Here is a 12,841-nt window from a genome sequence, read left to right as displayed (position 1 = left end):
CGGGCCTGTGGGTGTCAGGTGCCAGCCCGGAGCTTCCGGGCTGGCACTCTGCAGTTCGTTGCCTGGCCGACAGCGGGGGCGTGGTCAGCCGAGCGCGGCTCGAAGAGCGGCTCGGTGATCGGGCCAGAGGCCTGGGACCCCATGCTCGAGCAGATGATCGCCGTCATGCCAGGCCACTGTGGGGCGCGCGTGCAGCGGGGACGGTGACGTGGGGAGATCGACACGAAGTGTGTAGGTCGTGGTCCACGCGTTGATGGTGTGCGGTGAGGAGATCGGCCGGATCGCGCGCACGATCCGGACGGTCGCGTCACCGGGGACCACGAGTCCAGTTTCCTCGGCCAATTTCCGTGCGCCGGCGGCGATGAGGCCGTCAAGTGTGGGCAGCCGGTCGCCGGCACGCCATCGTGACGCCGTGCGCCCGAAGTCCGAGGGAATCGCATAGCCGCCCGGTAGAGCCGGGATCGTCCCATCGGCGGTGGCGCGGGTGATGAGCAGAACGCGTCCGGTTGGCGAGGTCACAACAACGTCGACGACGGGGTTGTCGCCGTAGAAGTGGAAGAACCCGATCCCGGTCGGCAGGCCGATGCGGGGATCGGCGATTAGCTGCTGATGGTGGGGGTGCAGGGGACGACCGTGCTGATCCCGCACCCAGCCCTGTGCCGTGAAGTGCCGGCGCAGGCCGTCGTCGAGCTGGATCGGCGAGTCTGACGCCGTCACGAAATCCGGATCGGTGGCCGCCGGTTCTACGCAAGTGCGGTTGGGATGCCCCGACGCGTCGAAGCCGGAGGGAAGAATTGCGCACTCGTCACCGACGGCGGGCCGGTATCCAGGACTGGTCTCGAACAGTCGAAGGCCGTATCCCGGCTGTACGGTACCGCTCACGTAGCCCGCGATCTCCGTGAGCGTCTCAGCCGGATATCCGCGGTCGCCGAAGGCGTGTCCCCAGCAGTCGGCGTCGGGTACGAGCTGGGCGTCGCGGTCCAGGATTGGGAAAACGGTCATGATCGACATCATCGGATCGCCGCCGGTGGCATTCCAGGACAGCGAGTGGCCAGAACCAGGACAGATTGCCGCGCGGGGTCGGACGAGCGCAAGCTGCGCGTCGGGCCGGCGGCGTTGCTCGATGCCGCTGCAGCGGACACATCACGTCGTCGTCGGCGGGTTGCAGGCCGCGAGGGTCTCAGCCGTTCAAACCGGCTCCGCACGCCGGAAGCCAGTCGTCCACGACTGCGGCGTCTCCGGCTCATCGAGTGTGGTTCCGCCGCGGTGGTGTGTCAGCCGGCGCCGGAACGGCGCGAGTGGCTCGCGCGCGGTGTCACGTGTGTAACAGGAGCGTGAACAGCGCCGGTGGCTCATCTGACATGGCCATGATCTCCACCGTCGCACTCGCGGCCAGTCAGTGCCTGAGGCTGTGCGAGCGAATCGACCACGCCTCGACGCTCCGATGTCGGCAGGTGCGGGACCCTGTTGACGGCCTCGGCGATCGCGGGAGGGCCGCGGATCTTGAGCCATATCCCGTCACCACATTGCTGGCGAGTCGCTGCCGCGCAAAGCTAGAGCTACGCCAATGATGCGGGTTGCCTATCCTCTCGCCGTGTGCGCTTTCTGCTCGCGCGGGTGGGCGGCGTGGGCGGGCTGACCTGAATGGCCGTCACTCGAGGGACCGGCACCCCCGTCGCCTCAGCAGTGTCGCGGACTGTGCTTCCCTGCATGGTCAAGGCCGTTACGGCGTCCACCAGCGCTGTTTCGTAGGCGGCCTCCGCGCGCCGCAGGCGGTCCAGCAGTCCGCTCGCCGCGACCTGCGGGATCTGCGGTGACAACTGGGCCGGGGATGGGCTGGCCCAGCCAGCGAGACCGCGGGTCGCGGTGTGCGCGTGCTGCGCGTTCGACGGTGACCTGCTCGACGCCGAACCCGGCAAGCTGGCATTCGACCTCGACCGGGCCAACTCTGAGAATCTGGCCGTACCGGCGGGGTGGGCCGGGGTCGAGGCGTTGCTGTGCTGCCTCGGCGGCCCTGAGCTACCAGACTGGCTGGAGGAGGACTGGCGGAACGCCGGAACCATCTACCGACCGCAGGAATCGTGGAGTAGCGCGGACCAGATTTGAGTCTGGCTCCCGCCGGCTGGCCAGCGCCCGGCGGCCCTGGCCGGGCTCGGGTGCGGAGCCTCACTCGGGCGCGTAGTCGCCGCAGTCGACCAGGCGCATCCCGATGGACGTGAACTCTTCCATGCCTACCTCGCCCAGGAACTGGAGGTCGAGGGCGAGGACGATTGGGAAGAGGACCGGGTTCCGGCGGACATCGTCGAGCGGTTCTGGCCCGCCGTGGTGGCCTACACAGTCGGCCTGCTCACACAGCAGGCCGAACGACCGGGGCAGCGAAGCCCCTGGCACGTACTCGAGTCGCTGGAGCTGTCCGGCTGGGTCGAGGTCCTCGCGCCCGACCTGGACGCCTATCCGGTGGAAACTCTGCTGCACGGCGGAATCATCACCATTCGCGATCTGCTCGACCCGGCCACTTCCCCGGCGTAGCAGGCAGCGCAACAGCAAAAGTCTCACAGCCACGGGTTCAGCCGATGGTCGAGTACACGCTGGGCGATCTGGGCGGCGTCCGCCCCGAGGGTGTCCCGAAGACATCCCTGGACGCGGTCGCGCACAGGCTGAGTTACTCCCGCCGCGCCGGCGGGCGAGTGACGTACGTCCACGGTCACTCGGCTGGCGGGTTGATCGTGTCGAGTGACCCGCGAGAGACGGTCAGCGCCAGTTTTCTGCGATGTCCAGCTCGGCGACCGCGGGCAGGTGGTCGCCGAGCCCTGGCCTCGTCGAAGACGGGGTCGGCGGAGGCTGGTCGCTGGTCAGTCGAGGGGATCGGCTGTGGTGCCGGGACGCGAGCTGACGGGGCCGGGAAGGCGCGTGAGCGCTACTTGTATAAGGTCTGGACCTTCGTGAAGGTGATGTCGTCTGTCGCGGTGGTGTCCGGGTTGAACCGGAAGACGACGTTGTCCGCGCCCCCGGCGCGCATCGTGAAGGTCGACGTCATCGTCGCCGATTTGCCCGCAACGAGCTGCTCCGGCAGGCCGGTGAAGTCGCCCTTCTACACGGCCGAGTTCGTCGCCTTGGCGTGGTTGCGGCCGTAGAGCAACTCTGCCCGGACATTGCCCTTCGCCGTGGGGAAGATGAACGTCGCGTTGCCGGTATTCGTGATCTCGGTAGTGATGGTGACCAGGACGCTCTCGGTCGGGCCGGAGTCGTAGCCTTTCGAATCCACGGTCTCGGACTTCCCGGAGATGATCCGGACCTTCAAGCCGTTGGGCAAGGTGGCGGCTTCGGCTGCCGGGGTCTCCGGCTCGGCGACTTTGTCGACGCAGAAATCCGTGTGAGCACTGGCAAAAGTCGGCTCGGCACACTGCGCGGGATCGAGGCCAGCAGCGTCCGGCGCGGCAGAACTGTCGCACGCGGCCAGGACGAGGGCGCCGGCCGCTACGAAGAGGCCGACCGAGAGTCTTCTGTTGGGCACAGCGGCCCACTGTACGTCAGCATGCTCCCACCGCAGGGCCCACGAGCGGCGCTGCTCACCCTGACGCACCACCTGGCGCTGCCTTGTCCGTTCAACCTTCGCGGGGCCGGGTGCGGACGAAGAACCGCTCGCCCTGGTCAGGTTGAATTCCGCCGGGGATCCCGAACACGACCCACAGGTCGAGACCTTCATCCGGCTCCTGAACATGGAAACCCTGGCGCTGGTAGAACGCGGCCAGGTCGGGGCGGTCTGGGCGGATCTGGCCGTAGACGAAGACGTACCCGTGCGCGAAGAAGATCTTCTTGATCCGGCTCAGCAGCGCGGCGCCGAGTCCGCTGCCCTGATGCGCCTCGGCCACCGCCAGCACGGCCACTTTCGCCAGCCCCAGGATGCCGACGAGCATGAGCTTGCGGACCTCCGGCGCCGCGGCGTTCATCCGCTCGGCGTGAGTCATGAACTGCTCGGTCACATTGGGGGGCGGCAGGGCGATCACGGTGCCGACCACTCCGTGCTCGCGGTGCTCAGCCACCAACACAAGGGAGGCGGCCGCGAACGCCTGATCCGGGCCCTGGTCGGTAAAGGCCTGCGCGACCGCACGGGAAAACCCCGGCTGGCCGTGCTCGCGGCCGCGAGCACGGCCAGCGCGGTGGGCGCGACCCATCACCCCGGCCCGGATCGCGTCGGCCATCGCCGGAGTCAGCTCGATCCCGGCGGCCGGAGCCAGCTCGGCGATCGCCGGGGTGTCCCTGGCGGTGGCCAGCCGGATCTTCACCCCCGCCGTGCCGCTGGGCCAGCCCCTGATCAGCTTCTGTTCGGTCAACCCCGACGAATCAGCACGCACCCGGCCGATGCTGCCAGTGCGCACCGACAGAACCGGTGAAGCGTGTCGGGTGAGCCGGCGAGGTTCACCAACCTGACGTATTCGCTACAGATCGGAAAGGGGGAGATGAAGTGCGGCGATCCGGACTTCTCCACCGGCGCCTGCCAGCTGGCCCTCCCAGTCAGCCGTGGGTGGAATTCTCAAACTGCCGGTTCAGGCCACGGCAAGGCGAAAGGCAGGAGCCACACAGCACTTGGTCGCCGGGGCTGAACGTGGGCCCGAGGGCGGTTTGCAGGGTTTCCAGGTCAATGCCCCAGCTGGTAATTCGAGCATCCGGCAGCCGGGGACGGCCGACAAGGGCGACGTCGATGATTTCCGCGTCGGTGATCACCGAAAGGCAGCGCTGTCCGTCGTAGGCGCGCCCCGGTAGGTGAGCGCAGTCCTCGGGATCCTGGTTGCAGATCGAGCAGTGCGATGCGATGACCCGGATGCGGGGGCTGAGGCCGACCCGTAGGTGCGCGAGTTCGACCGGGCATTCCTGCCGGTAGGTGCCATCGCGGAACGGCAGGACGCAGGCACTCGGGTAGTGCTGCCGGAGCAGGCGCCCGAGTTGATCGAGCGCTGTGTGGGCGGCGGCGAAGTCGTCGCGGTGTGCGTCCTCGAGGTGGTCCATCGCCGAGCGCAGCACGGCGCGAGCTTCCACGAGCTGCTGCAGGTGGCCGGGATCCGGTACGGTGCGGGACAGGGCCGCCCGCACCGTGGTCAGACCGGCGTGCAGACGTTCATGCCCCGGGGAGGTGGTGGGGTCCGTCATGGCCTTCCTCGTCCGGGTTGAGGCGATCGAGAGCGGTGAAGACGTCGTCGGGAGATCCGTCGATCTTCAGATGCTTCTGGTGGCCGTCGGGGTCCGTCACGGTGATCTCCACGTGCAAGACCGTGTTCGGCCTGTCTGCGTCGTCGTCGCCCCGTTTGGTCAGCTTCTTGATCACGTCGTTGATCAGGGCCACGGTCACGCCGCCGACGACACCGACGGCTAGGTTCATCACCGGCAGCCAGATGTCGAACGCGTCGTGGGTGTAGTACTCCCGGTCGGCGCGGTCGTCTTCGAAATCCACCACGAGGCCGTGCTCGCGCAGCAACTTGGCCACATGGATCGCTTCGTACGGGTACATGGCGGGGAGCGTGTCGCGGGGCATGCTGGGCATCGACGGGATTCCGCGTCGGATCAGCACGTCGGGCTCGGCCGTCCGCGCGGGATCGTGGTGAGGTACCTCGTCAGTCACAGCCCGCGACAGTAGCGACGAAGTCGCCGTTCCTGCACCGCGACACCCGGGCGATCGCCGGATTCACCACGTCGTCGTCGCGCGGAACCCTCGCGCCCGCGGGGGCATCTCCGGCACCCGCGGGAACCGGCGTGCACGCCACGACCGTGCGGTACGCCCCGACCGCCCCCTGCCGGACGCCAGTCGGACCGCGGCCGCTCGGTACGCTCGCAGTCCAGCCTTCGGGGTCCCGGGGGACTGGACTACGCCCCGCCGGTTTTCTGCTGAGGTAGCGGCGTGGTTGTCCTTCGTCGTCACGATCACGGAGCCCGGATTGGAGCCCGCCGCGATGAGCACTCCTGACGACGGCACCGCGTCCGGGCCGCGCCCCATGCCGCATCGCGAGTTTCCCTGTGGTCCGTGCCCGGCCGTGCCGACAACTGCGACAAGCCTGAGACGCACTTTCCCACCGCACGCTGGACTGCGATGGCCGCGACCGTTCGGGACCCTGACGCTGGGCGGCAGCCAGGGGTCGCCGCCCCGCCTTCGGCTGGACAGCAGCGGGCGTAGTCAGCGGAGGTGTCGTCACGTTGTTGGCGTCGGTCATGCTCCTTCGTCGTCATCCGCCTCGCCGCCGCTACAGCAGACGGGCGGATTCGGACGCCCTGAGAATCCTTCCCGGAGGTTTCAACAGGCGTAGGACGCCAGATGAACTCCACTACGCTGCGGCCATGACTCTGCGAGGCCGGGCTGGTCAGACGATCAGCCATCAGCGCTGCGAAGAACCGCATCGTTCCCGGGGTGACTCCCTCGTCACCGAGGAGGATCGCTGGGTGTGCATCGTCCGGACGGTGTGGGAGGGTGTGGCCACCTACCCCGGTGATCCCTACACCACCGGAGTCACTCCCACGGGCGCGGAGGCCTTCACGACGGTCACGACAGCCGACCCCGAGCAGGGCACGCAGCGAAACCCTCAGCGCATCGTGCAGCTGGTCCGCCACGACACGGCCGGATTCCGGGAGCGCCTCACCGCGGCGCTCCCGGCCGACGCGACTCAAAGCCGAAAGGCCGCTGACGGGGGACGGGCGTCATGACGAAGAGCGCAAATGTGACGACTGGCCGGAAGAAGCGGCCGACCTCGGCCGAGATCGGTCTTGATGTCGCGGTCCGGGACAAGTTGCGGGCCGTGGTATTCGACGCGAACTGCTTCGGATACGGCCGGCCGGACCTCGATCTGCTGACGTCCTTCGCCGGGCACCTGGCACGTATCGGCATTGCGGCCTGGATACCCGAGCCGGTGGCCTGGGAATGGGCAGAGCACCTCGCGCAGGACTGGACCACAGCGGCCACCGCGGTGAGCACGCCGAACCGGAGGCTAAAAAAAGCCCACCTTGGCCGATTCCAGACTGAGTTCGTCGACAAGGACGCGGTGGCCGCGGCGTTCCTGGATCAGCTCGCCGCGGTTCCCAATGTGGAGGTCATCGCGCTGTCGCCCGAGCACGCGCTGGCCGGGTTGAAGGACCAGGTGTTGCAGCTGCCGCCGGCGAAACGCAAGGGCCCCGAAGACGAACGAGTGAAAACCGGTGCGTCCGACAGCGCGTGGCTGCGCGAGGTTCTGGCGCGAGTGGGTAACGCCTCGGAACAGCTGTTGTTCGTCACCGAGGACCACGACATCACGGATGCGCTGACAGCGTGGAAGCACACGACCGCGTTGCTTTGTACGCGCAGGAACCTTCTTCCGACGCTGTTCACCGTCAAGGTCGATTCCGGCGACGCCGCGGGGATCGTGCTGCGGCACGTGGCCGAGCGCCTTCCTGCCGAGCAGGGAACGGGTCTGCTCGACCTCGGCGCAGTAGGTGACCTCGCTCAGGCAGTGATGCCTCACCTGCCGCCGGACGTCGATCGCGTGGACTCGGTCGCCCTGACACGCATCATCGGGGTAGCGGGGATCTTTTCCGTGCTGGTGGAAGAGGACGACGCCGGCGCCGCTGCCGCACTGGACGCGACCGCACTCGAATCCGAGGATTCCGGCCCGGCACAAGCGGGACGCCGAGACGATCAGGTCGGCCGGGAGACCCCGCATCTCGCGGTGGCGACGCTAATGCTGCTGGCCGAAGCACGCGCTACCACCGTCACCGAGCTGCATCACCAGCAGCACCTCACCGATACCCGCACCGTGCCCGAGTTGCTGCTGCGCGCCGACGTGTTCGTTGACCTGTCCGCAGGCAAGGTCGTCGACATCCAGCCCGACAGCACGATCGCACTGCATCCCGGTGACGCCTACGACGACGATCGTGACGCGCTCTCCAGTGTCGTGGAGGAGCTCAGGGACGTCATCCCGGGGCTCGAGTTCCCCGACGGCTGGCCTTTCGACGACGACGGCGACTTTCAGCGGGAGATCAACAGTCACACGGTCGACGTCGAGTACCGCGCCGACGACGCCGGCGAATGGTCAATCCAGGTCACCATCGACGACGCGAAGACCGCGGAACTCAGCTGCTGGTATGACGTCGGGTCCCGAGTGTGGGACGGGCGCGAGGGGTTCGACATGCCCGGCGCCTACCCGATCCGCACTGATATCGCTGACTCGCCGAATCCGATTTGGGCCTTCTCCTGGTGGATCATCCGACAGGTTTACGGTCGTCCCGCCGCTGAATAGACGCCCCGCCGGCCCGTCCATGCCGCCGAGGGCCCCGGAATCACCTCCCACCACGTACTGAGAATCCGGAGCGCACATGGCACCCAGCTCTCTCCAGCTCTCGCCTCAGCTTCAGACATGCGTAGAGCGATACGCGAAATCGCTGGTCGTGCCGTCGAAGCTGATGGCGCTTCATCCGAGGCGGCAAGGTAACCCGGGCAACGCAGGCGCTCTGGCGCCCGCCATTTCGCTTGGCGTCATCTCGGCGTTCGAAGGCTTCACCGAAGACTTTCTGGCGACCGCCTTCTACTTGCAGGGGCAGAGCTTCGGCCAGATCGCGCAAAAGGTCAACATCAACAACCCCGACATCGACAGCGCGGAAACACTGGTCGTCAACAACTTCTCGCACCTGAAGGCATTGGTCGGAGTCGGCGTGTCCATCGACATCCGCAAGATCCCAGCACACCCCGGAAAGCAAGGCTGGACGCAGCACAACCTGAACTGGGTACAGCTCAAGCAGGAAGCTGCGGGCTGGATGCAAGTCCGCCACTGCTTGACCCACGGCTTGGTCAGCGGAGCGGGCCCCGAAGTCTGGCCCGGACCCGTAAAACAGGGCAAGCCTCCCGCTTCAACGGTGTTGAGGCCTAAACCGAACAGCAAGCACTCACTGAACCTCTACGGCGCCATCAGTTGCGCACGTGTCTACTTCACTGGGGCCCGGCACCTAGCCGATCTTGTCGCGAACACCCTGAACCAGCAGTTGGACTGGAGAAGCTGTCCTGAATTTCCCCTGCTCGCCAACCCGACATAGCCCCCCGGCGGGGACCTCGGTACAGGTTGTCTGCAGCGGCAATGCCGCTCGGCGTCGCTGGTTCAGGGTGTTGGTGGGTGTTGTCGGTTCACGACTTTCGCGGCTTGGAGTCGACGTCCGGTGCTGGGGCTGACCAGTGCGGCCAGGTCGCCTTGGGGGGCGATGGTGTCGGGGTTGTACCCGTTGAAGGTGGCGACGCGAGGCGGCTTCGCGGATGTCCACTGGCCACTCGGTTGGGTGATCAGGTCCGGTTGGTCGCGGCGTGCGCGCCAGAGTTCCGAGCAGGCGAGGAAGGTGCCGATCACGGCGTAGTTCACCGATTCGACGACGCCGGTGAGGGTGGACTGGGAGTCCTCGGTGAGCAGCATGGTGTCGATGTCGTTCGCGAGATGGAACCCGAGCGTCGCGGCGTGGTCGGGTTGTCGTGGCAGCGGCCGGGCCACTTTGCCGTTGGAGCCGAAGATGCTCATCTTGATGCGGGAGGCGCGGTGGACGCGGTCGTTGCGGCTGTAGCGTGTCCAGTCCAGCCAGCCGTCAGGGCCTGCCTGCAGGAGTGAGGACCGGGTGGCACGCAGGAGGTTTCCCTGCGGGTCGTCTGGGGCGAGTGCCTTCTCCGTCAAGTTCAGCTTCTTGCGGGTCTTCAGGCCGGGGTAGCCGGCTCCTTCGTCCAGCGGTTCTAGGCAGGCCATGTCTGCCATCACGATGCTTTTGTCCAGGCCGCCGATGCCGATCACGACCCCGGCAAGGGTGTCGAGGATCGACCCGGTGGCGCGGAGAACACCGGCTTCGTGTGCATGTATCCGTGCCTCTCGCCGAGCTTCGAGGTCGGTGCGCTGCAGGTAGTTGGGGAGGTGCCCGGTCTCCTTCAGACACTTGATCACGGCGTGATCCTCGCCGTATCGGTTCTCGCGAAGATCGGCCAAGTGGACCGCCGCGGAACGGAGATTCTCGTCGACCGCGCTGACCAGGCCGTATAGGTAGTCCATGATCCCGGTGATCGCGACACGGTCCAAGCCGTAGTCGTGCCACCAGGTGAACCCGCCGCGATCGGTGTCGAAGTCAGCTTCAAGCAGGCTGGCCAGTTCCTCCGTCGCCCGGAGAGCCTTCAGCACGGGTTGGTCATAGCCCATGACGTCATCCCTCCAGTCGTTCGCAGACTCGTCGGCAGAACTGTAAGCCCGGCGAACACGCGCCTCGTAACGGATTTCCGCGAAGGGGGTCGGTGACCGAAAGGTGCGAGCACCTGACCCGCGACGACCTTCACTCGTTCGGGTACGCCGGGCGTGCCGGCGCCGGCGCTGGGCCGCGACGACTTCAGGTGATCGGTCGAGGTCGGACCAAGGGTTGGCCGGATCCTATCTGGTGGCGGCAGCGGTGTTGGGCGATGGCGCGGCGCGAGCCGGCCCTGTCCGGGGTCGAGCAGTTCGGCGATCGCCCGGTGTAGCGGGGACCGGGGCTGATTCGGCACGGTCGCGATCAGGTCTGCATCGAGGCGACTGCCATCTCTCACAGGTGCGCCGGCCAGGCCCTTCGTGTCGGCGATGTCGTCAGGGCTGGGAGGGGTCGAGGACCAGGATAAGACGGGCGCTGCGGAGTGACACTGGCCGGCGGGTGCGGGAGGGTTTCGGTGGTGGTGTGGGTTCGCTGGTGATGACTCGCAGTTTCGGAGGGCTGCTCTGGGCGGGCTCGCGTTCTGGCCTCGGCTCCCAGTGTGGGTCGAGTTCGTGCCACAGCTGCGGCCAGTCGATTTCCGGGAAGTGGCGGGCGAGCGCGCCGCCGGTGTTCGCGTAGGGCTGGGGCACGATGTCGGGTTTGCCGCGGACGTGTTCCGCGGTGAAGGTTGTCCACCAGTCGATGTGGCGGGTGCAGGCCTCGCACCACTGCCGTTGGCCGGTTGTCCAGTCGGTGAGCATGGTGCTTCGGGTTGAGCTGCGATCGCATCGTCCTTTCCGGGGCATCGGCGCCTGGCAGACTCGCTTGGCGGCTGGGGGTTGGTAGCGGCGGATGTCCTTGCGTAGTAGCTCCCGGATCGGGTCGAGGCGTCGCTCGGCGTACCAGACGGTCAAGTCCTGGTCGCTCCATCCAGGCGCTGTCACCGGGCCGCCTGACGTGCGCTGCGGTCCGAGCGCCAGGTCCTGGATGCCGCCCAGCGTCACTTGGTCGTGCATGCCGCCGTCGAGGATCGTGGCGATCGCCGCGCCGGCGCTGAGCAGTGCGCCGGTCACGCGTGGGTCGGCCGCCAGTCGCTGAACTCGCTGGCCAAGTGCGAGATCCTGTTCGCGTGTGGTCATGGCCGCTCGCGGCCCACGTCGAGCGGACGCGGGATCGCCGCGCGGCGGGGTCGTGGTGATCGTCGTCCGGTGACGCGCCAGGCCGGCGGGTGGGTTCGGTTGAAGGTCTCGGTGAAACTACTGAGGGCTTGCTTGGCGGCGCGGTCGTCGGGCGCCTGGCCGGTGCTGCGTTCGGCCCAGTAGACCAGCGCGTTGATGGTCTGCCGGATAGTGTCGGGCCGGTACTTCGGGTAGGCGTCGGTGTCCTGGTCGTAGGAGTCGTCCCAGCGGGCGATCTGGTCGTCGACGTACTCGAGCAACTTGGCGGTCGTGATCGCGTTCGTGCCGGCCTGGTAGCCGCGAAGGTGGCACCAGTGCTGGTAGTGCGCGAGGCGCGCGCGGTAGCAGCTGAGGGTCTTGTCGGAGTACCGACGCAGCATCGACGGGCGAAGTTCCATCTCGGAACGCGAGAACCTGGGCACACGCCCAGAATGCCAGGAATGTGACCTCACGTCATGCCGCAAACCAGTGTTCGAGTATGGCGCTGCAGGCTCGAAACGCGCCACGCAATATGTGGGTGATACCCGTAGGTATCACCCACATATTGCATGGCTAAAAGTCAGTAGCGAAGTCGGGTGAAGGTCTGGTGTGTCGATCCTGTCCAGGGGTGCCTCCCAGGTCAGTCCAGGTAACGACCGTAGACATCGGACCTTTCGGCCGATTGCTCACCTGTTGCCATCCGTTTCGAGGTGGAGGGATGAACTTCCCTGCGTCCAGTGATCAATTTATTTTGACAACCGCGTGACCGTTTTCAATAACCACGGTACCGCACTTTTCGGCTGCTTAATAGAAACAGGCGATGTCGCGCTCAGAATCGTTGCCTCGGTAGGCATCGCGAAGGGCAAATTGTGGAACTGTAGTGCGCGCGCTGTCAATGTCACCGCATCGGCGAACGGTTGCGCCGTGAGGTTGCGTCCTGCTTATCCGGGTCCGTTTCTGTGTAGGGCGCTGGGCCCTGTGGGGGCCGGAGGACGTTCAGTTCGGTTCGGCACTAACCGGTTCTGACCAGCTCGAATGCGCAGTGGCCCCTCGACGTCCATCGTGGGCCCCGGCTGCCGTGGGCGTTGTGATCGGCTGACTGCGCAGCCGCATCTGCGGGAAGGCTAAGGCTTGTGGTCCCGGCCTCCTCAGGAGCGTCCCGTTCGGCCAAACGGATGCCGGGCCTGGCTCGCTCCGGGGCAGGCATGCTTCATGCGCGGACCGGCTCCGCGAGGCTCGGCTGGGAGTTGCCGGAGCACGTGCAGCCCGGCGCCGGTTCTGCGTCCGCTCGGCGCACCCGGCGCGCTGGGGGAGTGGGCGGCCGCACACCGTCCGCCACCTGGTGGCACCGGGTCGGCGGGCTCCACCAATGGTAGGAATGCCTGGTGACCGAACCGAATTTGATCGAAGCAGCCGCCGAAGAGGCAGTCACGCTCACCAGTGAACTGATCCGCATCGACACGACCAACACGGGTGATCCNGACACG

At 66.9% G+C, this 12,841-nt stretch carries 13 protein-coding genes; 5 read left to right on the top strand and 8 right to left on the bottom strand.

Features of this window, described 5'->3' with window-relative positions:
* Positions 1-84: 84 nt before the first annotated feature.
* Complete coding sequence (locus tag DL991_RS10125) at positions 85-1,002, bottom strand: NUDIX hydrolase (RefSeq protein ID WP_125783327.1); 918 nt, start codon at positions 1,000-1,002, stop codon at positions 85-87.
* 864 nt (positions 1,003-1,866) lie between these two features.
* Between DL991_RS10125 and DL991_RS10120 the strand changes: the two genes are divergently transcribed.
* Together DL991_RS10120 and DL991_RS10115 are read left to right on the top strand one after the other, a co-directional pair.
* Positions 1,867-2,106, top strand: coding sequence for a hypothetical protein (locus tag DL991_RS10120; RefSeq protein ID WP_125783325.1), 240 nt, complete (start codon positions 1,867-1,869; stop codon positions 2,104-2,106).
* Between the two features lie 216 nt (positions 2,107-2,322).
* A complete protein-coding gene (locus tag DL991_RS10115) occupies positions 2,323-2,529 on the top strand; it encodes a hypothetical protein (RefSeq protein ID WP_125783323.1) in 207 nt (68 codons plus the stop codon).
* A 562-nt stretch (positions 2,530-3,091) separates the two neighbouring features.
* On the opposite strand, the gene DL991_RS10110 is transcribed toward DL991_RS10115, so the two are convergent.
* The 4 genes from DL991_RS10110 to DL991_RS10095 form a co-directional block, all read right to left on the bottom strand.
* Positions 3,092-3,514 (bottom strand): hypothetical protein, encoded by a 423-nt coding sequence (locus DL991_RS10110; protein ID WP_158634399.1) that lies wholly within the window; start codon positions 3,512-3,514, stop codon positions 3,092-3,094.
* A 91-nt stretch (positions 3,515-3,605) separates the two neighbouring features.
* Positions 3,606-4,355 carry a GNAT family N-acetyltransferase gene (locus tag DL991_RS10105; RefSeq protein ID WP_125783319.1) on the bottom strand — a complete coding sequence of 250 codons (750 nt, stop codon included), beginning with the start codon at positions 4,353-4,355 and terminating at the stop codon, positions 3,606-3,608.
* Between the two features lie 160 nt (positions 4,356-4,515).
* Positions 4,516-5,148 (bottom strand): hypothetical protein, encoded by a 633-nt coding sequence (locus DL991_RS10100; protein WP_125783317.1) that lies wholly within the window; start codon positions 5,146-5,148, stop codon positions 4,516-4,518.
* On the bottom strand, positions 5,117-5,617 hold the full coding sequence (locus DL991_RS10095; protein ID WP_125783315.1) for a hypothetical protein: 501 nt from the start codon (positions 5,615-5,617) through the stop codon (positions 5,117-5,119). The genes DL991_RS10100 and DL991_RS10095 overlap by 32 nt, the downstream gene beginning before the upstream one ends.
* Before the next feature lie 710 nt (positions 5,618-6,327).
* Between DL991_RS10095 and DL991_RS10090 the strand changes: the two genes are divergently transcribed.
* The 3 genes from DL991_RS10090 to DL991_RS10080 all read left to right on the top strand — a co-directional run bounded on the left by DL991_RS10090 (position 6,328) and on the right by DL991_RS10080 (position 9,045).
* Entirely contained in the window at positions 6,328-6,690 is a 363-nt protein-coding gene (locus tag DL991_RS10090; RefSeq protein WP_125783313.1) for a hypothetical protein, read from the top strand.
* On the top strand, positions 6,687-8,255 hold the full coding sequence (locus tag DL991_RS10085; RefSeq protein WP_125783311.1) for a hypothetical protein: 1,569 nt from the start codon (positions 6,687-6,689) through the stop codon (positions 8,253-8,255). Before DL991_RS10090 ends, DL991_RS10085 begins: the two co-directional genes overlap by 4 nt.
* Positions 8,256-8,403: 148 nt before the next feature.
* Positions 8,404-9,045: a hypothetical protein gene (locus DL991_RS10080; protein WP_125783309.1), complete on the top strand. Its 642-nt coding sequence runs from the start codon at positions 8,404-8,406 to the stop codon at positions 9,043-9,045.
* 62 nt (positions 9,046-9,107) lie between these two features.
* Here the strand turns inward: DL991_RS10080 and DL991_RS10075 are convergent, their stop codons facing one another.
* The 3 genes from DL991_RS10075 to DL991_RS10065 all read right to left on the bottom strand — a co-directional run bounded on the left by DL991_RS10075 (position 9,108) and on the right by DL991_RS10065 (position 11,797).
* Positions 9,108-10,175, bottom strand: a complete 1,068-nt coding sequence (locus DL991_RS10075; RefSeq protein WP_125783307.1) for a hypothetical protein — start codon at positions 10,173-10,175, stop codon at positions 9,108-9,110.
* A 417-nt stretch (positions 10,176-10,592) separates the two neighbouring features.
* Entirely contained in the window at positions 10,593-11,336 is a 744-nt protein-coding gene (locus tag DL991_RS10070; RefSeq protein ID WP_125783305.1) for a hypothetical protein, read from the bottom strand.
* Positions 11,333-11,797 (bottom strand): hypothetical protein, encoded by a 465-nt coding sequence (locus DL991_RS10065; protein ID WP_148106358.1) that lies wholly within the window; start codon positions 11,795-11,797, stop codon positions 11,333-11,335. Before DL991_RS10065 ends, DL991_RS10070 begins: the two co-directional genes overlap by 4 nt.
* Positions 11,798-12,841 lie beyond the last annotated feature (1,044 nt).

Origin of the sequence: Amycolatopsis sp. WAC 01375 (assembly GCF_003947325.1) — a bacterium.
Classification (GTDB): domain Bacteria; phylum Actinomycetota; class Actinomycetes; order Mycobacteriales; family Pseudonocardiaceae; genus Amycolatopsis.
The sequence above is the reverse complement of the archived record's forward strand: the minus strand, read 5'-3'. Positions and strand labels throughout refer to the sequence as shown.